The 20,122-nt window shown below is 32.0% G+C and carries 24 protein-coding genes; all 24 read left to right on the top strand.

The genetic code is table 11. The features are described from left to right. Positions 1-3: 3 nt before the first annotated feature. The 24 genes from Q9968_RS03565 to Q9968_RS03680 all read left to right on the top strand — a co-directional run bounded on the left by Q9968_RS03565 (position 4) and on the right by Q9968_RS03680 (position 20,116). Positions 4-429, top strand: coding sequence for a universal stress protein (locus tag Q9968_RS03565; protein ID WP_305513523.1), 426 nt, complete (start codon positions 4-6; stop codon positions 427-429). A gap of 124 nt (positions 430-553) precedes the next feature. Continuing rightward, positions 554-721 (top strand): 4Fe-4S binding protein, encoded by a 168-nt coding sequence (locus tag Q9968_RS03570; protein WP_305513524.1) that lies wholly within the window; start codon positions 554-556, stop codon positions 719-721. Positions 722-723: 2 nt separating this feature from the next. Then, on the top strand, positions 724-1,902 hold the full coding sequence (locus Q9968_RS03575) for an NAD(P)/FAD-dependent oxidoreductase (protein ID WP_305513526.1): 1,179 nt from the start codon (positions 724-726) through the stop codon (positions 1,900-1,902). 8 nt (positions 1,903-1,910) lie between these two features. Continuing rightward, positions 1,911-2,879: a UDP-glucose 4-epimerase GalE gene (gene galE, locus Q9968_RS03580; RefSeq protein ID WP_305513528.1), complete on the top strand. Its 969-nt coding sequence runs from the start codon at positions 1,911-1,913 to the stop codon at positions 2,877-2,879. A 10-nt stretch (positions 2,880-2,889) separates the two neighbouring features. Continuing rightward, on the top strand, positions 2,890-3,780 hold the full coding sequence (locus Q9968_RS03585) for a hypothetical protein (protein ID WP_305513530.1): 891 nt from the start codon (positions 2,890-2,892) through the stop codon (positions 3,778-3,780). 64 nt (positions 3,781-3,844) lie between these two features. Next, positions 3,845-5,266 (top strand): amidophosphoribosyltransferase, encoded by a 1,422-nt coding sequence (gene purF / locus Q9968_RS03590; RefSeq protein ID WP_305513532.1) that lies wholly within the window; start codon positions 3,845-3,847, stop codon positions 5,264-5,266. Positions 5,267-5,272: 6 nt separating this feature from the next. Then, positions 5,273-6,508, top strand: coding sequence for a peptidase U32 family protein (locus Q9968_RS03595; protein WP_305513534.1), 1,236 nt, complete (start codon positions 5,273-5,275; stop codon positions 6,506-6,508). Between the two features lie 13 nt (positions 6,509-6,521). After that, positions 6,522-7,016 carry a CDP-alcohol phosphatidyltransferase family protein gene (locus tag Q9968_RS03600; RefSeq protein ID WP_305513536.1) on the top strand — a complete coding sequence of 165 codons (495 nt, stop codon included), beginning with the start codon at positions 6,522-6,524 and terminating at the stop codon, positions 7,014-7,016. Then, the gene (gene cfbC, locus Q9968_RS03605; protein WP_305513537.1) at positions 7,016-7,813 is read left to right on the top strand and encodes a Ni-sirohydrochlorin a,c-diamide reductive cyclase ATP-dependent reductase subunit; all 798 of its coding nucleotides are present in this window, start codon (positions 7,016-7,018) and stop codon (positions 7,811-7,813) included. The genes Q9968_RS03600 and cfbC overlap by 1 nt, the downstream gene beginning before the upstream one ends. A 52-nt stretch (positions 7,814-7,865) precedes the next feature. Then, positions 7,866-8,366, top strand: coding sequence for a hypothetical protein (locus Q9968_RS03610; protein ID WP_305513538.1), 501 nt, complete (start codon positions 7,866-7,868; stop codon positions 8,364-8,366). Beyond that, a complete protein-coding gene (locus Q9968_RS03615; protein WP_305513540.1) occupies positions 8,363-9,970 on the top strand; it encodes an FAD-binding protein in 1,608 nt (535 codons plus the stop codon). Before Q9968_RS03610 ends, Q9968_RS03615 begins: the two co-directional genes overlap by 4 nt. After that, positions 9,963-10,637: a 2Fe-2S iron-sulfur cluster-binding protein gene (locus Q9968_RS03620; protein WP_305513541.1), complete on the top strand. Its 675-nt coding sequence runs from the start codon at positions 9,963-9,965 to the stop codon at positions 10,635-10,637. Before Q9968_RS03615 ends, Q9968_RS03620 begins: the two co-directional genes overlap by 8 nt. 82 nt (positions 10,638-10,719) lie before the next feature. Further along, positions 10,720-11,202: a methylated-DNA--[protein]-cysteine S-methyltransferase gene (locus Q9968_RS03625; RefSeq protein WP_305513542.1), complete on the top strand. Its 483-nt coding sequence runs from the start codon at positions 10,720-10,722 to the stop codon at positions 11,200-11,202. Between the two features lie 146 nt (positions 11,203-11,348). Then, positions 11,349-11,570: an HAD family hydrolase gene (locus tag Q9968_RS03630; RefSeq protein WP_305513544.1), complete on the top strand. Its 222-nt coding sequence runs from the start codon at positions 11,349-11,351 to the stop codon at positions 11,568-11,570. A 4-nt stretch (positions 11,571-11,574) separates the two neighbouring features. Then, positions 11,575-11,991 carry an HAD family hydrolase gene (locus tag Q9968_RS03635; protein ID WP_305513712.1) on the top strand — a complete coding sequence of 139 codons (417 nt, stop codon included), beginning with the start codon at positions 11,575-11,577 and terminating at the stop codon, positions 11,989-11,991. Between the two features lie 75 nt (positions 11,992-12,066). Further along, positions 12,067-12,447 (top strand): arsenate reductase family protein, encoded by a 381-nt coding sequence (locus Q9968_RS03640; protein ID WP_305513546.1) that lies wholly within the window; start codon positions 12,067-12,069, stop codon positions 12,445-12,447. A gap of 348 nt (positions 12,448-12,795) precedes the next feature. Further along, a complete protein-coding gene (serS, locus tag Q9968_RS03645; RefSeq protein WP_305513547.1) occupies positions 12,796-14,073 on the top strand; it encodes a serine--tRNA ligase in 1,278 nt (425 codons plus the stop codon). 235 nt (positions 14,074-14,308) lie between these two features. Next, complete coding sequence (locus tag Q9968_RS03650) at positions 14,309-15,856, top strand: methanogenesis marker 3 protein (protein ID WP_305513549.1); 1,548 nt, start codon at positions 14,309-14,311, stop codon at positions 15,854-15,856. Next, positions 15,828-16,298, top strand: coding sequence for a methanogenesis marker 6 protein (locus Q9968_RS03655; RefSeq protein WP_305513551.1), 471 nt, complete (start codon positions 15,828-15,830; stop codon positions 16,296-16,298). The genes Q9968_RS03650 and Q9968_RS03655 overlap by 29 nt, the downstream gene beginning before the upstream one ends. 8 nt (positions 16,299-16,306) lie before the next feature. Next, positions 16,307-16,765 (top strand): methanogenesis marker 5 protein, encoded by a 459-nt coding sequence (locus tag Q9968_RS03660; RefSeq protein ID WP_305513552.1) that lies wholly within the window; start codon positions 16,307-16,309, stop codon positions 16,763-16,765. Beyond that, positions 16,766-18,007, top strand: coding sequence for a methanogenesis marker 15 protein (locus Q9968_RS03665; RefSeq protein ID WP_305513554.1), 1,242 nt, complete (start codon positions 16,766-16,768; stop codon positions 18,005-18,007). It abuts the gene before it with no gap. Positions 18,008-18,025: 18 nt separating this feature from the next. Then, on the top strand, positions 18,026-18,586 hold the full coding sequence (locus Q9968_RS03670) for a methanogenesis marker 17 protein (RefSeq protein WP_305513556.1): 561 nt from the start codon (positions 18,026-18,028) through the stop codon (positions 18,584-18,586). Between the two features lie 66 nt (positions 18,587-18,652). Next, positions 18,653-19,519, top strand: coding sequence for a radical SAM protein (locus Q9968_RS03675; RefSeq protein ID WP_305513558.1), 867 nt, complete (start codon positions 18,653-18,655; stop codon positions 19,517-19,519). A 102-nt stretch (positions 19,520-19,621) separates the two neighbouring features. Beyond that, positions 19,622-20,116, top strand: a complete 495-nt coding sequence (locus Q9968_RS03680; RefSeq protein ID WP_305513560.1) for a metallophosphoesterase — start codon at positions 19,622-19,624, stop codon at positions 20,114-20,116. The last annotated feature ends 6 nt before the right edge of the window (positions 20,117-20,122 follow it).

Below are 20,122 nucleotides of genomic sequence, written 5' to 3' on the forward strand. Positions count from 1 at the left end.
TTAATGTTTGATATTATTGCAGTTCCGGTTGATGGTTCTGAATATGGATCTAAAGCGGCTGATGTAGCTATTGAAATAGCTCGGAAATTTAACTCAAAAATAGCCGCTGTACATGTTCTTGAAGAATTTTCATTAAATAGTTACGATTCAGAAGAGGATTCTGGTGATGAACTTTTAGGAAAAATCACTGATAAAGCTTCAAAAGCAGGTGTTGATGTGGTTGAACATTTACTTACAGCAGATCCTTTAAGGGACATGAAATTTGTCATTGACCAAACAAGAGCAGATTTAGTGGTTATCCATGCCCATGGGGCAAATAATAACAGGTTTGTTTCATTTGATAAAAACTGTGTTTCAGATACTCAAATTGGTTCAGTCTCAGAAAGACTTTTGAGAACTTCTGATGTTCCGGTATTGTTAGTAAAATAACACTTTAAAATTATTTTTTTTATTTATATTCTCTTTTTTGCTTATTTCTAACTAAATATTTAAATAATATAAGAATCTATATTATTCATAAAATAAACTATTTATATTGAATGGAGATATTTTTATGATTGTTAAAGATTGGTGTTCATTCTGTGGAGAATGTGCAGGTGTTTGTCCAAAAAATTTAATTCAAGTAAGAGAGTATAGTCTAGTATTTAACGAAGATAACTGTAAAGAATGCTCAATTTGTATTGAAGCATGTCCTATTGATGCTTTAGAAAGGGAGGACTAAGTATGATTGAAACTGATGTAATTGTAGTAGGTTCCGGACCTGCAGGTTCAAGCGCAGCAAAACACGCTGCTTTAGGCGGAGCAAAAGTAATTTTAATGGATAAAAAATCCGAAATTGGATCTCCAAAGAGATGTGCTGAAGGAGTTTCAATTGAAGGGCTTGAAAAATTAGGTATCGAACCTTCTCCAAGGTGGGTTACTCAAGAAATCGAAGGTGTAAGAATACAAACTCCTGATGGAACTGATGTGTGGTTAACTAGTGATGAAGTAAAATTACCTGAAGCTGGATATATTCTTGAAAGAAAAGTATTTGATAAACACATGGCAATGGATGCAGCTAGAGCAGGTGCTGAAATTAAAATTAAAACTTTAGTAACTGGTGTTGAAAAAATCAATGATGGATACATTGTTGAAACTGAATCAATGGGCGAGAAAATAGACTATAAATGTAAAATTTTAATTGCAGCTGATGGTCCTGAAGGACATATTGCAAGATGGGCAGGTCTTAGACCAGCAGCAAAAGCTAAAGAAATGGAATCTGGGGTTCAATATGAAATGTGTAATGTTGAGTTTGAAAGGCCGGGAATTATTGAATTTTACTTAGGTTCATGTGCTCCTGGTGGATACGTCTGGATTTTTCCTAAAGGAGATGACATTGCTAATGTTGGTTTAGCAGTATTGCCTCATAAAGCTGAAAAAACAGCTAAAGAATATTTAGATGATTTTGTAGCTACATGTCCTTACTTAAAAAATGCTCAGGCTGTTGAATTAAATGTTGGCGGAGACCCTGTCGGTGGAATGACTAAAAAATTATACGATGATAATATTTTAGTATGTGGGGATGCGGCAGGACAAGTAAATCCATTAACTGGTGGAGGAATTATCTCTGGCATGACTGGAGGAATGTGTGCAGGTCAAGTGGCAGCTCAAGCTATTAAAGAAGATTGTTCTAAAAAATTCTTAAAACAATATGATAAAATGGCTCATGAAGCTCTTGATCATGATATTAAAAGATATAAAAAAGTACAAGAATACTTACTCACTTTATCTGATAGTGAACTAAATAGTATTGCTCATGCATTCCAAGGTGAAAGCTTTGAGAAAATTTCAACTACTGAAATTGTTCAAAAATTAATTAAAATCTCTCCAAAAGCATTACTTAAATTGGGTAAATTTATTTAGGTGTTTAAATGATTTTAGTTACTGGTGGTGCAGGTTATATTGGTTCTCATACAAATAAAGCATTGCACAATGCAGGTTATGGGACTGTTGTTTTAGATAATCTCTCAAATGGTTATGAAAATTTCGTAAAATGGGGAAACTTAGAAAACTGTGACATTGGAAGTAGTGATTTAAGTGAAATTTTTGAAAAATATGACATAGAGGGAGTTATCCATTTTGCAGGGTTTATATCAGTAGCTGAATCTGTTGAAATGCCTCAAAAATATCTTAAAAATAATTATAAAAATACTCTTAATCTCCTTAGGGTAATGCGGGAGTATAATGTAAATAAATTTATTTTTTCATCAACTGCAGCTGTTTATGGAACTCCGGAAAAGATTCCAATTACTGAAGATTCAGATTTAAAACCTATAAATCCTTATGGGCAGTCTAAATGGTTAGTTGAAAAAGCTCTTGAAAGAGAAGCTCAAAAAGGCGATTTCAATTATGTTGCATTAAGATACTTTAATGCATCTGGATGTGACTTTGATGGTGAGATTGGGGAATTGCATGATCCTGAAACCCATTTAATACCGTTAATATTAGATGCGGCTATTGGAAAACGTGATTGCATATACATTTACGGGGAGGATTATGACACTCCTGATGGAACTTGTATTCGTGATTACATTCATGTAGATGACCTTGCAGATGCACATATTAAGGCATATGAATATTTATGCAATAATGGAAAATCCGATGTGTTTAATTTAGGGAATGGTCAGGGATTTTCTGTTCGTGAAGTAATTGAAATGTGTAAAAAAGTCACTAAAAAAGACTTTGAAGTTAAAGTTGGACAACGTCGTGAAGGAGATCCTGACAGATTAGTAGCGGATTCTTCTAAAATTCAAAATAATCTTGGTTGGACTCCAAAATATGATTTAGAAAAAATTGTAGAGTCCTCTTGGAAATGGCATCAAAAAATTAATGGAATTTAGGTAATAGTATATGGAAAGCGAAACTCATGAATCTAAAATTGATGTTCGTATAATTGTAAGTGGTTTGGATGTTGCACAGCTTGTATCAAAAGCCGTTAACAATATTCAACTTGCAAATGATTACAATATTATTGTTTCATCAATTATACCAACAGTGGAATTGAACATTGTTAAAAAAGTAGCTAGTGGTGCTGATATTTTACTCATTGGCGGTTATGGTCATGATGAAACATATAATATCCTATTTAATGAATTAAAAACTGATTTTAACAATATTGGATTGTTTGATTATAATAATATTATTGTTGAAGACGAATCTATTGATTTTAATTTGGCTGAAAAAGAGATTTTAAATTCAATAATAAAATCAACATTATCCTATTCTTTAAATTTAATTAACATCCATACTTTGGAAAATAAACTGATGAAAGTAACCCATAACTATAATAATCTTTTAGATGATTATAATCAACTTTTAAAAGAACAAGAAGTAATAACTCGTGAAAATAGTGATTTGCGTGAAGATTTTGATGAGATTAAAGCAGATTATTCCGTATTCAAATCACGTTATGAGGATATTTATTCAAGAGAAATTTTAGAAATTTTTAATTTAAATGAATTGTGGCAGGATAATTTTCATCAAGACTTGGTTGATGAGAAAAGGATTGTAATTGCTACAAACAAGTTTAAACCTGATAATATCATTGTTGGACAAGGTTACATTGCTGCGGAATCTAGAAATAAAGCAATTGAATGGTTAAATATTGTTAGAACTGCATTAATATTTGTTGATGATAATAGTGATGATTTAAAAAGAGAATTAAGTTCTGAAGAGACAAAATCTCCTGAAGTTGATGAGGAATATGAAATCCCTAACTCTTTTGAAAACTTTTGGGAATGAAACATTAATTATTTTATACTAGTTTGACTAAAAATACTATTATATTTTAAATTGGAGTTAGCACATGCAAGGCGAAATGGAAGACAAGTGTGGTATTGTTGGATTTCATTCTAAAGATGAATCTAAGGATGTTGCATCATTAGTTTATTATTGTTTATATGCTTTACAGCACAGAGGTCAGGAATCAGCAGGAATAGCTACTTTTAATCCTAAAAAAGGTTTAAATTATTACTGCGGTATGGGTTTAATCACTGATGTTTTCAAAGACTATGAAATTCAAAATTTGTCAGGTAGTATGGCTGTGGGTCATGTAAGATATTCAACCACTGGCCAGTCAAAACTTGAAAACTCTCAACCTTTTGTAACTGATTTTGATGATGGATTTATAGCGATGGCTCATAATGGGGATATTGTTAATTCAGCAGAATTGAGGGAAGAATTAATTGCTGAAGGTTATGAATTCAAATCTGACACTGATTCTGAAGTAATATGTTATATGCTTAAAAATGAGCATTACTATAACAATAAAAGTATCATCGATTCAATAGAATCTGTAACAAAAAAACTTGTTGGATCTTATGCTTTAACAATACTTGTCAATGGTGAATTGTATGGTGTGAGGGATCCTATGGGAATCAAACCTCTTGCAGTTGCTAAGCGAGGTGATGATTATATTCTAGCTTCTGAAACTGTTGCTTTTGACGTAATCAATGCTAAATACATCAGGGATATTGTTCCTGGGGAAGTTGTTTACTTTGACAATAATGAAATTAACTCCCATATGTTAGAAATTGCTGATAAATGTGGTTTGTCACATTGCATGTTTGAATATGTTTATTTTGCAAGACCTGATAGTACCATTGATGGTATTAATGTTTATCAGACTAGGATGAATATCGGCAAGCAATTATATGAATTATATCCTATTGATGCAGATGTGGTAATTCCAGTTCCTGATTCATCAATTCCTGCTGCTATTGGATTTTCTAGAGCTTCTGGAATTCCTTACGGTGAGGGATTAATTAAAAACCGTTATGTTGGAAGAACATTTATCATGCCGACTCAAGAAGAACGGGAATTGGCTGTTAGACTTAAATTAAATCCTATAAAAGAAGCCATTAAAGGCAAAAAGATTATTTTAATTGATGACAGTATTGTAAGAGGAACCACCTCTAAAAAATTATTAGATCTTGTAAAAGAATCCGAACCGGCTGAAATACACTTTTTAGTAGGATGTCCTCCTGTAATTTCTCCATGTTACTATGGTGTTGCAATGGCAACTAAAAAAGAGTTGATTGCAGCTAATTATGGCATTGAAGAAATTAAAGAGCAATTAGACATTGATACTTTAGGATACATTACTTTGCATGCTTTAGTTGAAGCCATTGGTATGCCTGAAGAAAATCTATGTTTGGGATGTCTTAATGAGAGATATCCTACAGAACTTCCTGAGGGTATTGAAGCTGAAACTTATTATAAACCTTAGATAATCATGGTTGAATTATTAGCTCCTGCAGGGAATTTTATTTCGCTACGCGCTGTTTTAGAAAATGGTGCTGATGCAGTTTACTTGGGTCTTGATGATTATAATATGAGGGCCAATGCTAAAAATTTCTCTTTAAATGATTTAAATGAAGTTTCTAAAATTTCTAAAGAATATGGGGCTAAAACTTATTTATGTACAAATATTATTTTAAATGAATCTTTAGCATGTCAATTGGAAGATAGCTTAGAGAAAATCTCCTCATCAGAAATTGACGGACTTATTTTATCTGACATTGGATTGATTGAAGATACTGTTTCACATGGTCTTGAAGCACATATCAGCGTTCAGGAAAATGTTACTAACTCATACACTCTTAAAACCCTTAAGAAATTAGGAGCTAAAAGGGCTATTTTATCTCGTGAGCTTTCCCTGGCTGAAATTACGGATATTACTCGCAAATCTCCAATTGAAACTGAGATTTTTATTCATGGTGCAATTTGCATGGCAATTTCTGGAAGGTGTTTTTTAAGCTATGGGTTGTATGGAAGAAGTGCTAATTGTGGGGACTGTTTACAGCCTTGCCGTAAAAACTGGACATTAACATATGAGGAAGGTGAGGATAATGTTGTTAATTTCTCTGATGTTGAAGATGAGAGTTTTATTATCTCCGGTAGTGATGATGGAAGTTATAGAACCAACTTTTTTTCACCAAAAGACATGTGCATGATCGAATACATTCCCGAGTTAATGAAAAGTGGTGTTGCATCATTTAAAATTGAAGGAAGAGCTAGAAGTCCTGATTATGGTGCTATGGTTACAGGAATGTACAGGCAAGCTATTGATAGCTATTCAGATAATCCAACTGGCTATGAAGTTAGGTCAGAGTGGATGGATGAATTAACAAGTGTGTTCAATCGTGGATTTGACACTAATTTTTACTTCAGCACTCCATTTGAGATAAGTGAGGATAACCAATCGAAATATATTAAAAAAGACATTGGTCAGGTGGTTAACTACTACAATAAAGTTAAGGCAGCAGAGCTTAGAATTTGGGATGATTTGAAGCTGGGGGATAAAATCATAATTCAAGGTAAAACTACAGGATCTATTACTCACACAATCGAATCCATGCAGATTGAAGGAAAATCTGTTGAAAGTGTAAATAAAGGTTGTAATGTGGCAATAGCTATTCCAGATAAAGTTCGCCAAAACGATTTTGTATATAAATTAATTAAAACATAATGAAGGTTTTTTCATGAATAAACTTATTGTAAACTTTCTGTCAGCTTCTAGACTATTTTTCGGATTATCATTTTTATATGTGGTTCTTTTTGAATTTAATATTATAAGTTTAATAATCATATTTGGATTAACTGTGTTAAGTGACATCTTAGATGGTTTTTGGGCTCGAAAACATGATTTGGCTTCTCCTAATGGTGCTCGGATAGATGTTATTTTTGATTTTTTATTTATATTCTTTTCAACATTGTCTTTGGTTTTGATTGATTTGGTGCCATTTTGGTTTTTATTTATTATTATTTTAAAAATACTAGAATTTTTCATAACTTCTGGACGTGATGGGTTAAAGTATGAGAAATTCGGCACTTTTGTAGCACTAATGTTTTATACTTTACCAATCGTAGTAATATTAATAAATTCTAAAAATATAACATTAATATTGTCTTTAATAATTACTATATGTGCAGTTGCATCTTCAGTTTTGAGAATTAAAAACATGAGCGATTTATAATGATTAAAAAAATAGCTATTTATGGAAAAGGTGGAATAGGAAAAAGCACTACAGTAGCTAATCTATCTGCTGTGTGGGCAAGTGATGATTTAAACTGTTTAGTCATTGGTTGTGACCCAAAAGCTGATACTACACGTACTTTATGTGGAAAAAGAATTCCGACTATTGTCAATACATTAAAGGAAAATAGGAATCCTGAAAAGGAGGAATTGGTTTTCAGTGGTTTTAAAGGCATTCAGTGTGTTGAAAGTGGCGGACCCGAACCTGGTGTTGGTTGTGCGGGAAGGGGTGTTATAGTGGCCATGAAAAGGCTTGAAAAACTAGGTATTTTTGATGAAGATTTGGATGTTGTTGTATATGATGTATTGGGGGATGTGGTTTGCGGCGGTTTTTCAGTTCCTTTACGTGAAAAATATGCTGATGAAGTTTTAATTGTAACTTCTGGTGAATATATGGCACTTTATGCTGCAAATAATATTGTTCGTGGTGTTAAAAAGCTTAAAGGTAATTTAAGCGGTATTGTTTGCAATTGTAGGAATGTGGAAAATGAAGAGCAAATTGTTAGTGAATTTGCCAAAAAGATAGGAACTCATGTAATTGGAACAGTTCATAGAAGTAATTTAATTCAAGATGCCGAATTGGATGCAAAAACCGTAGTAGAAAAATATCCTGAAAGTGATGAAACACAAGAATACAAGACTCTTGCTTCAAGTATTATGACAAATGAAAAGGTGTCAACTCTCGAACCTATGAGTGATGAAGATTTTGAAAAGTTCTCCAAATCCTACTTAGATTAAAATGATTCCGCTAAGAAAGATAAACAGTTTATTAGTAATAATCATGATTCTAATGTTTGTAAATCATGCTGTTTTATCTTTATTATTTTTATATGGTTTGATTGATTATTCTCCAAGTTTTAAAATAACCGGTAGAAGATTATTTTATCCCCTAGTTTTGCATATTATAATTAGTTCTTATCTTTATCTGAAAGACAAAATGAGGAAAAATAAGGTGTATCCTAAACTAATTGCCGAAACCACACAACAATTCATCACAGGAATTTGCATTGTCATCTTTGTAGGTTTGCATATTTTTTCATATATGATGCTTCCGATTAATTTCTCTTCAGAGTTTCATTTTAAATTATTGCATTTCTTAATTGATATTTTATTGTTCGCTTCAATTTCCATGCATTTACGTGTAAGTATTCCTCGTTTACTGGTATCTTTCGGATTTTTAGATAATAAAAATTCATTTGTTAATTTTAAAGATAAATTCAATCTCACTATCTGCATTTTGCTTTTAATAGCAATTTTAGCTGAAATAGTGTATTATGGGGTGATATTGTGAATGTTGTTGTTATTGGATCGGGTTTAGCCGGTTTAACATCTGCTATTAAAGCTAGTGATTTAGGTGCAAATGTAACTTTGATTTCACCAACATTCTCTGAATCTAGTCAATCTGTAATGGCAATGGGGGGAATTAATGTTGCACTTAACACCAAAGGTGAAAATGATTCAGTAGATAAACATTATCAAGACACAATCAATAGCGGCTGTGAAATTAACGATTCCAAATCAGTTTTGAAATTAACATATGATGCTTCAAAAATTGTCAAATGGCTGGAAAATATTGGAGTTAGCTTCACTCGTGATGATGGCAACATTGATTTAAGATACTTTGGCGGTCAAAAATTTGCAAGAACTGCTTATGCAGGAGCAAGAACCGGAAAACAAATTGTAACTGCCCTTACAGCATTATGTAGAAAAAAAGAAGCAGAAGATAAAGTTAAAAGGTATGTTGGCTGGAGATTTTTATCTCTAATCTTGGATAATAATCAATGTTTAGGGGTAATTTGTATTAATGAAGACACACAAGAGATTAAGGCTTTTACAGGTTCAGTTATTCTGGCAAGTGGAGGATTGAATAAATTATTTGGAAAAACCTCAGGGTCTGTTTTAAATGATGGATATGTAACGGCAAAAGCATTAATTCAAGGTGTAAGACTAGCTAATCTTGAAATGATACAATACCATCCAACAACTGTTAAAACACCTTCAAAAAGAATGTTAATAACTGAAGCAGCTCGTGGAGAAGGTGGAAACTTATATGTTAATCAAAATGGCGAGAAATACTACTTTATGAAAGAATGGTATCCTGAAATGGCTGAGTTAATGCCAAGGGATGTTGTCTCAAGAAGTATTTACAAGGCATCTCGGGGCGGAAAAAATCAAGTCTACCTGGATATAAGCCATTTAAGTGAAGATACAGTTAAAATCAAATTGGATGAAGTTTATGAGGTTTGCACCCGTTATTTAAATATTGACCCAACTTGTGATGCAATCCCTGTCTATCCTGGGGTTCACTACTTTATGGGAGGTATTAAAACTGATGAAAATCACAAAACCAATATTGAAGGATTATTTGCAGCTGGGGAATGTTCATGTCAGTATCATGGAGCAAATAGATTAGGTGGCAATTCGCTTCTTGGAGCAATCCATGGAGGTTATATTGCAGCTCAAAATGTTGTATTGGAAGAATATTTTAATCCTGATGTTGTTTTTAATTCTCTGAAAAATCAAATTGATTCATTTAATTCATGGAAGGATTCATTTGATGGTGAGTTACTCTCCACAATTGAAGATAAACTTGCAAATATTATGAATACCTCTATGGGAATTTATAGAAATGAAACGGAATTGTATGGGGCTTTAAAGCAATTGGATACTTTAAATTGTGATGTTAATACCAATTCGAGTTATTATGATTATGTGAAAATTAAAAATTTAACTACATTAGCTCGAGCTTGCATACTTTCAGCAATTGAAAGAAAAGAAAGCCGCGGAGCTCATCAAAGGGAAGAATATCTTCAAACTAAAGAGGAATATAGGAAAATAACCTGCATTGACTATGATGGGGAAATAAAAATTTCATTTGAGGAGTTAGATGAGTGAAATAACGGTTAAAATTAAAATTGATGGGGAATTCAAGGAATTTAAATATTCTGGCAATTTAAATATTCCAGTTACAACCATGCTTGATGAAATTGGGGCAATAGTATATCAATGCAGTTGTCTTCAAGGTTTATGTGGGTCTTGTGCAATGGTAATTAACTCACAACCAAAATTGGCTTGCCAAACATTTTTAAACGAAGAAATAATGATTAAAGAATATGGAGAAATAACAATAGAACCATTATCAAAATTCCCAGTTATTAAAGACTTAAAAGTTGATAAATCTAAATTGCACAATGATTTAATTGAATGTGAGCAATGGTTGGAAAGTAACTCTAAAATTAATCAAAACGATATTGATTTTGAATATGAAATGTCGTTGTGTTTAATGTGTGGATGTTGTGTTGAAGCCTGTCCGAATTATGGAGGGGGAGATTTTGTTGGAACTCCAATTGCAGTTTCAGCTTCTAAATTAATATCACAAGAATCTGATTCAAATCATATTAAACGTCTAAAAAGTAAATATAAAGATAAATTCTTCTCTCATTGTGTAAAATCCATTGCCTGTGAAGATGTATGTCCTAAAGGAATAAAAACTCAAAGAGCAATATCTAAAATGAATAAAAAAGCTGTCTGGAACTTGTGGCAATTAATCAGCAGGGATTGAATATTGTTTTCTTTACTTTGAAATTAAATCATATTGTAATTAACTATTTGTAGATAAAGATACATAGATTTGTCATGATAAAATGTATTATTCAACTAATTATGACTCTCCATTAGGGGAAATGTTAATTGTAGGTGACGCTGAATCTATTGTTGGGGTTTGGTTTTATGGTCAAAAATATTTTAAAGCTACAATTAATGAGGACATTATTCAGAAAGATGATTTGACCATATTTAAAAAGGTAATTAATTGGTTTGATGAATATTTCAATGGCAATAATCCCGAAATCGATTTTAAACTAAATCCTCAAGGTAGTGAGTTTAGGCAAAAAGTTTGGAAAATATTATCTGAAATTCCATATGGTGAAACTTTAACATATGGGGAAATTGCATCAATGATTTCTCCAACAATGTCTGCACAAGCTGTCGGGGGTGCAGTTGGTCACAATCCAATATCTATTTTAATCCCATGCCATAGGGTAGTTGGTTCAAATGGAAAATTAACGGGATATGCAGCGGGAATTGATAAAAAAATGGAATTGTTAAAATTAGAAAGAATCATCTAATGAATCTTCTTCCTAAAATTACATTCAAAATAATACATGCTTGTTGATGGATGTGACCGATAAGCGAACCTTTTGTTTCAATGATGTTTTAGAAATAAAAATAATTTATGCATAATTATTTAATTTAGTTAAACAGATGTTAACCTATGAAAAAACTTGCTATTTTTGATTTTGATGGAACACTAATGGATACGGTCAACGATGTTGTAATATGTTTTAATAAAGCTTTAACAATTCATGATCTTCCAACTTTAACTCGTGAGGAATATATTGGTAATTTAGGTGGAAAAATCGATGATATTGTTTCACTTGTTTTAAAAGATAAAAATACTCCTGAAAATATCGAAATGGTTAAAAAACATATTTGAGCTTATATTATCCTTCAAAAAAGAACATTCAGTTCCATTTCCCAAAAGTCATGAGATCTTAAAAAAATTAGAAAAGCAAAATGTAATACTGGCTATTAATTCAAATAGATTCACCGATTCGATTGAAACTTTTATGGATAAATTCTTTGGAGATATTGATTTTATTTTAATAAGAGGTCATGATTTTGACTGCCCCTCAAAACCGGATCCTTGTGGAGTTAATAAAATAATTAAAAAAGCTGGTGTTGGTCTGGATGAAATCCTTTATATTGGGGATTCTAATACAGATATAAAAACTGCTCAAAATGCCAGAATCGACTGTGTTATTGTTAAATGGGGTTATGGTAATCAAAATGATTGGGAAAATGAGTATATTTTAGAATGTATTGATGATTTTTCTCAAATACTCAAATATTTTTAAATATAAATTAATTAGATATTATTAAACCATACTGTCACATTAATTATTTTTAATAGTATACTCATATTATTAATCATGGTAACGAAAAAGCATGAGATAATCAAAGTATTATTTGTACAATACCCTAAATGTTCAACTTGCCGTAAAGCTAAAAAATGGTTAGATGAGCACAATATTGAATATGACTCAAGACACATTGTTGAAGATAATCCGCAATCAGATGAAATCGAAATTTGGTGGAAAAAATCAGGTCTGCCACTTAAAAGATTTTTCAACACTAGCGGCATGAAATATCGTGAATTAAAGCTTAAAGATAGCCTTCCAGATATGTCCGAACAAGAACAATTTGATTTACTTGCAACTGATGGAATGCTTGTTAAAAGACCGATCATTGTTGGAGATGACTTTGTCTTAGTTGGTTTTAAAGTTAAAGAATGGGAAGAAAAATTGTTATAAAAGAAACCTTTTTTAATTCTTTTTTCTTTCTTTGAATGATAACTATTTAAATCATTATTAAGCATTTCTTAACACAATTTCTTTTTATCAAGAGTAAGTTTATATTAAGGGTCTGAAAACTTGTATGATAGATTATTTTTTGATTAATATGCGCTTAATTTATTTCACAATAAGCGATTTATTAGTATTAAATTATAAGAATGCCTCTAAATATCCGGAAAATGTTTTTAATGAAAAATTTATCAAAGTGAAATCACACAAGTTTTTGAAAGAGACATTTTAGCATTAAGTTTAAAAAACAAAAGAATCAAAATTATATTTGTATAAAATATTTTAGGGGACAAAATATTGTTAGATATAAAATTATTCAGAGAAAATCCCGAATTGATTATAGACTCTGAAAAGAAGAGATTTAGAGATACTGAAAATGTTGAAAAAGTAATAGAATATGATACTTTATGGAGGGAAGGTGAAAGAAAACTTAATTCCCTTAGGTCTGAAAAAAATAAATTATCAAAATCATTTAAAAAAGCAAAAGAGGAAGGTAATTTAGATGAGGTAATTAAGAGGTCAAAAGAAGTTGCAGCTGAAATCAAGGAGCTTACTGTAAAAGATGCTGAATGCCTTAAACTTCGTGATGATTTTAGATACAAAGTAGGAAACATAATTGATGATGATGTTCCAATTTCAGACACCGAAGATGATAATGAGGTAGTTAGAACCCATGGGGATATTAAGGAATTTGATTTCGAACCTTTAAATCATGTGGATTTAATTAATAGAATTGATGGTGCCGACCTTGAAACCGCAGCAAGTATTGCTGGAGCAAGATTTTATTACTTGAAAAGAGACATCCTACATTTAAACTTAGCTTTAATTCAATTTGCACTTTCAGAGCTTGAAAGTGAAGGTTATATTCCAATGCAAACACCATTCTTTGTAAAAGGTGAAGTCGCAGCTGAAACTTCTGAATTAGGCGAATTTGAAGAAACCTTATACAAAGTAGAAAATGAAGACATGTATTTGATTGCAACTGCAGAACAAACTCTAGCAGCACTTCACAGAGATGAAATTATCTCCCCTAATGATTTACCACTTAGATACTGTGCCCTATCAACTTGTTTTAGAAAAGAAGCAGGTTCTCATGGGAAAGATACTTTAGGAATCTTCAGAGTTCATCAATTTGAAAAAATTGAACAATTCATTTATTCAACTCCTGAAGATTCAAGAAATCAGCATGATCACTTAATGGAAGTGACTGAAAGGATTTATCAAAAATTAGGCCTTCCATATCAAGTTATAACTATTGTATCGTCTGCTTTAAATGACAATGCAGCTATTAAATACGATTTAGAAGCTTGGTTCCCAGGTTCTAAATCGTTTCGTGAATTAGTGTCCTGCACTAATTGTAAAGATTATCAAGCTCGTAAAACCAAAACACGTTTTGGAAGAGCAGGTTCTGGGGATGCTCAAATACTACACACTCTAAACAGTACAGCTATTGCTACTGAAAGAACCATGTGTTGTATTTTAGAAAACTATCAACAAGCTGATGGTTCTGTTAAAATTCCTGAAGTGTTAGTCCCTTACATGAATGGAATAACAGTTATTGAAGCTAAAAAATAGCTTCGATTCTTTTATTTTTTGCAATATTGAAGTATAATCCTTATTTTCATAAATACTAAATCATAAGTAAGTAATGCATTTTATGGAATAGATTTGCTGTTTATCTGTAAATAATTTTATCTCATATAAATGCATTTGGATTTGGTGGTTATTATTGTATTTCTCAATGTAGTTTTTTTTTAAAATAATATCGTTTCCGTCTCTTTTTGTTTCAAATAATTATATAAGTGATTGTATGTTAGTTAAAATTAATGGAGAAGAGGTTGATGTAGCAGATGCTTCAACAATTCAAGATGTCATTGATGAAACAAATGCTCCTTATACTCCAGGAAGTATTATTTGCTTAATTAAAGGTAAAAAAGAGCTGGAAAAAAATATTAGCAAGTATAAAATTAAAACAAACAAGGGTTCAATAATTATTCAATTAGACGAATCTGATGAGGCCAAACCTCTGGTTGATGTGTGGAAAAATCAATATGGGGAATTTGTCGATTTAGATATAAGATGGTCAACTCCAACTGAGGTTGCTATTGGTCCTATTGTAACTGATTTAGAACCCACTTCTGATGAGTATAAATATTTTGAAGGAGATGTTGTTTTAAGTTTATCTAGTTTTAGTAATGAGTCAACTCATTTAATAATGCTTAAAGAGAATACTACAAATGTCTACAGTGTACCTCAATACAATAAGGGTATTTTTGCCCATATTATTGGTGGTAAAAAAACATTGGATAATTTGACAGATGATGATAAAGTAACTGGTATTGAACCGGTTATCGAAAGAAGCACAACTACTGATAGTGCTTCAGTATCTGATTTAAACACTGTTTTAGAAGAAGGTAATGAATTATATACTTATATTTCATTTAATATTAATGAAGACTCTCCTGTATGTGTCGAACATTTATTCTCGCTTATTAAGGATGGTAGAATAAAAGTTTCATACGATAGTGAATCATTTGTAGGTTTTTATGAACTTGCAGGAATCGAAAAACCTAAAGAGGATAATACTTTAAGAAGTAGAGGAACTATTACGGTTAGAAATACTGGTGTTGGTGTTGGGAGATTATATATTTATCGTGCAAATAGAGTATTGACTCCAAATCACACTACTGTTGGTCAAATTGTAAATGGTATGGAGATTATTGATATTGCAAAGGAAAATGACTTCATAACAGTTAAATCTGAACAACAAAGATTGATGTTATTAAATAAAACTCAACGTGAAGCTAGCGAAATGTTATCTGCCGTTGGTGTTGAGCATATGATTGATGGAATTGTGGATGATAATGCCATCATTGTTGAACAAACTCCAAAGCATACAATTGATATTTTAAGAGAAGGCAAGGTAATAACTAAAGCAGTTAATAAAGAAGATTTATGTACTATCAAATTTAACGAAAATGCGCCAAGATCTGTAAGGTACTTTAAATTCATGTCAGGTCTTTTAGAAAATCCAGTTGGTCAAATTAAAGTTCACTTTGCAGTACCTGGAATGCATATTGTTATCTTTGAAGGTGATAAGAAATTAGCTAAAGGTTTAGTTCCTGAAAACAATCCTGTTGAGAAGGTAATAAGGGGTCAAATTGGAATTTCAAACATGGCTTCAAAAAATGCCGGTTTAATTGGTATTAGATTTGAAGATAATTATGATTTTGGCCCAACTGCGGAGAATTTCGAATCAACAAATATAATTGGAGATATTACTTCTGATTATGATTATATTGAACAATTAAATGAAGGAGTTGTAGTGTATGTCACAGAATCTAACCATGAGTCCTGATTTGGGTACAGAAGATTGGGATCCTGATGTAATCACTCGTATGATTTTTATTGGTCCGGGAGCTCATGTAAGTGAACAGGAAGTTGTAACTGCATTTCATATGCTTGGCCTGCCACTTACAATAAAAAATACATGCTATGGATCTATGATTAGTGGAAAAAGTGAACATGTTTATAAGGCCATTGAAGAGATTAAAAAACTCGACCCACATCATATTTTTACAAAAGAAAGAGGATTTGCTCCAGGTGACCCTAGACGTTGTAGAGGTCACAGATTTGGACCTAGAGAAGGTTTCCACCAAATGGAAAAGGAGTACAGAATACTTGGTTTTGTTTCTAACGCTTTAGAAAATCCTAAAGAAGTTGAAATAGAGGAGAAAAAACCAATTAGTGTTGATGAATTTAAAAAAATCATGAATGAATGTTTAGATAAAGAAGAGTAGGTGTAATTATGGTTAAAATCGGAATATATCCTCCAAATTCATTAATTTTAGCAGATTTACTTGAAAGGAGAGGTCACACTCCTTTAGTTTTACAAAAACAAATTAGACAAAAAATAAAAGATCCGGAGATTGATTCTCCACCAATGAATATTACAGAAGACGATCCAATTAAAGGTCTTAGGTATGCAGCTATCGAAGTTCCTTCAGGCGTTCGTGGAAGAATGTCTATTATTGGACCACTTATAGATGAAGCTGAAGCGGCTATCATAGTTGATAATGCCCCTTATGGCTTTGGGTGCATTGGCTGTGCAAGAACTAATGAATTATCAATATTTTTACTTAGAAATAAGGGAATTCCAGTTTTAGAATTAACTTATCCTACAAATCAAGATGAAACTTATTTAATGGTAAATAAAATCAATGAGTTTGTGGATTCACTTGAAGGGACTGTTAAGGAGGAAGAATAAATGGTTAAAATAGCATTAGTTTCATGTGGAACAGAGTATAGTGGTGTTCAAAAGGAGATTGAAAAAGCAGCAAATAAGTTCGGTGCTGAAATTATTCTTCCAGAAATTGATTTAGATTATATTGATGAATCTTATGAAAAATTTGGATTTTCAGCTCAAAGTTCAAGTTTAAAATTAATGATTGCAAGAGCTATGGCTATTGTTGAAGGCAGATGCAAACCTGATGCAGTATTTATTGCAACTTGTTTTAGATGTGCTGAAGGAGCATTAGTCAGGAATGAAATAAGAAGATTTATACAAAGAAATACACGTATTCCAGTAGTTACTTATTCATTCACTGAAAGAACTAAAGCAGATGAATTATTCATCCGTATGGAAGCATTAGCCACTACTGTAACTCGCAGAAGTATTCTTGCTCGTGAAAAACAAGAAGGACTTACTCTTGGTTTGGACTCAGGTTCAACTACTACAAAAGCCGTTCTTATGGAAAACAACCAAGTTATTGGAACTGGTTGGACAGCTACTAAAGATATTATCGAATCAGCTGAAACCGCTGCAGCAGAGGCATTTAGTGAAACTGATTACAAGTGGGATGATATTGAAGGTATTGGAACTACTGGTTATGGCAGATTCACAATGGGTCAAAAATTCGGAGCGGAACTTGTTCAAGAAGAGTTATCTGTCAATGCTAAAGGTGCGGTATATCTTGCAGATTGTCAAAGAGGTGAAGCTACTGTTTTGGATATTGGTGGTATGGATAACAAGGTAATTACTGTTAATAATGGTATTCCTGATAACTTTACTATGGGAGGTATCTGTGCTGGAGCATCTGGTAGATTTTTAGATATGACTTCCCGTAGGTTAGATGTTGATATTACCGAACTCGGACCTTTGGCTGTTAAAGGTGATTGGAGAAAAGCAATGTTAAACTCTTACTGTATTGTATTTGGTATTCAGGACCTTGTTACTACACTTGCTGCAGGGGGTTTAAAATCAGATGTGGCGGCAGCTGCTTGTCACTCTGTATCTGAACAAGTTTACGAACAACAGCTTCAAGAAATTGATATTCGTGAACCATTGATTCAGGTAGGGGGAACTAGTTTAATTTCAGGTCTTGTTGAAGCAGTAAGTGAGACTTTAGGTGGAATTGAAGTAATTGTTCCGGAATACTCCCAACATATTGGTGCTGTAGGTTCAGCTCTTTTAGTATCTGGAATGGGTCATAGAAATGATGATAAATAATTTTAAAGGATTGATTCGATGTTAGTTGAATGTTATGATGAGCGTGGTGCAGAAGTTTATGAAATCATCATAAAACAAATCTTTCAAGATTTAGTTTTAGGTGCTTCTGTAGAAGATTTAAAAGCTTATGTTAATCCTGATGATCCGGTGTTTATCTTGGCTATTAAAATGAGGAAAACTTCAACTATTATTAAATTTGAGGATGTAGCTAATTTACTTTATGATAAAGAATCAGATGTTACTAGAATTCTTGTTGATGATGAGAACTATCTTCCAAATATCCTGAAGGAGTTATGGAAAAAATTTTCTAGAGATGAAATTTATCAACCAAATAGGTATCAGCTTGAAATCAAAGGGGATTTCACAGATTTGAAAACTATGGTCATTGATAATCCTCACTCTAATTTACAAAGGCGTATTTACGATGCTGTCTTTAGAATATTGCCGGAAGGTTTCAAAATCATTAAAGACTTATCCAGTGGAGATATTGTAGCTGTTGTATCAACTGATGAATTAATTAAAGATGCATGGATTGAAAAAGCTCAAGAATATATCGATGAATTAAATAAGGGTATGTAGAAAGATTTATATATTTGTTCGTATCAATACAAATTAACAGAAGTTATGTTTAAGGAGGGGTAGTATATGAATGAACACAATGGTTCAAGATTTGCACATATAACAAAAGCACATCCATGTTTTAATGAAAAAATGCATGATAAAGTCGGAAGAGCACATGTACCAGTTGCACCAAAGTGCAATATCTTTTGCAACTTCTGTACAAGAGATATTAATAATGAGGAAGATAGGCCTGGTGTAGCTAGTTGTATAATGAAGCCTGATGATGCAATAACTCATATTAATGATGTAACTGCAGATGGTCCAATTTCAGTTGTAGGTGTTGCTGGACCTGGAGATTCACTGGCTAATGAGGAAACATTTGAGTTTTTTGAAAAATTGGCAGCAGAACAACCAGATTTAATTAAATGTATGAGTACAAATGGATTATTGCTTCCAAAATATGCAGATAAACTTGCAGAAATTGGAGTTAATTCTGTCACTGTTACTATTAATGCAATTAATCCGGATATTGCTGTAGATATTTATTCATTCATTAAATATGAAGGAAAAGTTTACAAAGGATATGATGCCGTTAAAATTTTAATCAAAAATCAATTGGATGGTGTTGAAAAAGCAGCGGCTAATGGAATGGTTGTTAAAGTCAATTCTGTTTTAATTCCTGGATTAAACGACGAACACATTGTTGAAATAGCTAAAGAAGTTAAAAAACGTGGTGCTGCTTTAATGAATGTTTTACCATTGATTCCATTAGGTAAAATGAAACATTATCAACGTCCAGACTGTTCTATGATGGAAAAAGTCAGAGAAGAAGTTGAAGAAATTATACCAGTGTTTAGAGCATGCACTCAATGTAGGGCGGATGCTTATGGAATTCCGGGTAAGAAAAGCGAAGACCATCATTTAGGAATGACTCCCCAAAGTCATTACTAAATGCTTTTTTTATTTATTTTTTTTTAGATTTACCTAAATATTTTTAATGTATTATTTACATAATATTAAACATTAAAAATTATTTTAAAAGGAGTTTAATATATGACTAAAATCGGAATTGTTTCAGATACCCATGTTGGTGAAGAGAATATTGAAATTCTTGAAAATGTAAGCAAACATTTTAAAGGTGTAGATTTAATCCTCCATGCAGGAGATGTAACTCAACAAAAAGTACTGAATGAATTGAGTACAATCGCTCCAGTTATTGCGGTTAAAGGTAATGCAGATAGTCTTGATTTAAATTTAACTGAAATTATAATCGTGAATAATTTTAAAATAGCTTTAAATCATGGTATGGACCTTTCAGATAATTATGAGAAATTATATGAATTTGGCAAATCACAAGGGGCGGACATTGTAATTACCGGTCACACCCACAAACCACATTTTAAATTTACTAATAATATGTGTTTAGTTAATCCTGGAAGTTTAAATAAACCTATTGACTCCAAAGCTTCTGTGGCAATATTAAATATTGATAAAGAAGAAAAATTAATAAGTAATATTAAAGTTAATATTATTGAATTAGAGGAGTAGTAATAA

It is taken from the genome of Methanobrevibacter sp. V14, assembly GCF_963082475.1.
Lineage (GTDB): Archaea > Methanobacteriota > Methanobacteria > Methanobacteriales > Methanobacteriaceae > Methanocatella.

Bases quoted from the DNA above. Each gene is read 5' to 3' on its own strand.
- Q9968_RS03665 (WP_305513554.1), top strand. From the start codon at position 16,766: ATGGTTAAAATAGCATTAGTTTCATGTGGAACAGAGTATAGTGGTGTT.
- cfbC (WP_305513537.1), top strand. From the start codon at position 7,016: ATGATTAAAAAAATAGCTATTTATGGAAAAGGTGGAATAGGAAAAAGC.
- purF (WP_305513532.1), top strand. From the start codon at position 3,845: ATGCAAGGCGAAATGGAAGACAAGTGTGGTATTGTTGGATTTCATTCT.
- Q9968_RS03620 (WP_305513541.1), top strand. From the start codon at position 9,963: ATGAGTGAAATAACGGTTAAAATTAAAATTGATGGGGAATTCAAGGAA.
- Q9968_RS03650 (WP_305513549.1), top strand. From the start codon at position 14,309: ATGTTAGTTAAAATTAATGGAGAAGAGGTTGATGTAGCAGATGCTTCA.
- Q9968_RS03625 (WP_305513542.1), top strand. From the start codon at position 10,720: ATGTATTATTCAACTAATTATGACTCTCCATTAGGGGAAATGTTAATT.
- Q9968_RS03680 (WP_305513560.1), top strand. From the start codon at position 19,622: ATGACTAAAATCGGAATTGTTTCAGATACCCATGTTGGTGAAGAGAAT.
- Q9968_RS03570 (WP_305513524.1), top strand. From the start codon at position 554: ATGATTGTTAAAGATTGGTGTTCATTCTGTGGAGAATGTGCAGGTGTT.
- Q9968_RS03670 (WP_305513556.1), top strand. From the start codon at position 18,026: ATGTTAGTTGAATGTTATGATGAGCGTGGTGCAGAAGTTTATGAAATC.
- Q9968_RS03575 (WP_305513526.1), top strand. From the start codon at position 724: ATGATTGAAACTGATGTAATTGTAGTAGGTTCCGGACCTGCAGGTTCA.
- Q9968_RS03600 (WP_305513536.1), top strand. From the start codon at position 6,522: ATGAATAAACTTATTGTAAACTTTCTGTCAGCTTCTAGACTATTTTTC.
- Q9968_RS03585 (WP_305513530.1), top strand. From the start codon at position 2,890: ATGGAAAGCGAAACTCATGAATCTAAAATTGATGTTCGTATAATTGTA.
- galE (WP_305513528.1), top strand. From the start codon at position 1,911: ATGATTTTAGTTACTGGTGGTGCAGGTTATATTGGTTCTCATACAAAT.
- Q9968_RS03630 (WP_305513544.1), top strand. From the start codon at position 11,349: ATGAAAAAACTTGCTATTTTTGATTTTGATGGAACACTAATGGATACG.
- Q9968_RS03610 (WP_305513538.1), top strand. From the start codon at position 7,866: ATGTTTGTAAATCATGCTGTTTTATCTTTATTATTTTTATATGGTTTG.
- Q9968_RS03675 (WP_305513558.1), top strand. From the start codon at position 18,653: ATGAATGAACACAATGGTTCAAGATTTGCACATATAACAAAAGCACAT.
- Q9968_RS03655 (WP_305513551.1), top strand. From the start codon at position 15,828: ATGTCACAGAATCTAACCATGAGTCCTGATTTGGGTACAGAAGATTGG.
- Q9968_RS03660 (WP_305513552.1), top strand. From the start codon at position 16,307: ATGGTTAAAATCGGAATATATCCTCCAAATTCATTAATTTTAGCAGAT.
- Q9968_RS03595 (WP_305513534.1), top strand. From the start codon at position 5,273: ATGGTTGAATTATTAGCTCCTGCAGGGAATTTTATTTCGCTACGCGCT.
- Q9968_RS03640 (WP_305513546.1), top strand. From the start codon at position 12,067: ATGGTAACGAAAAAGCATGAGATAATCAAAGTATTATTTGTACAATAC.
- Q9968_RS03565 (WP_305513523.1), top strand. From the start codon at position 4: ATGTTTGATATTATTGCAGTTCCGGTTGATGGTTCTGAATATGGATCT.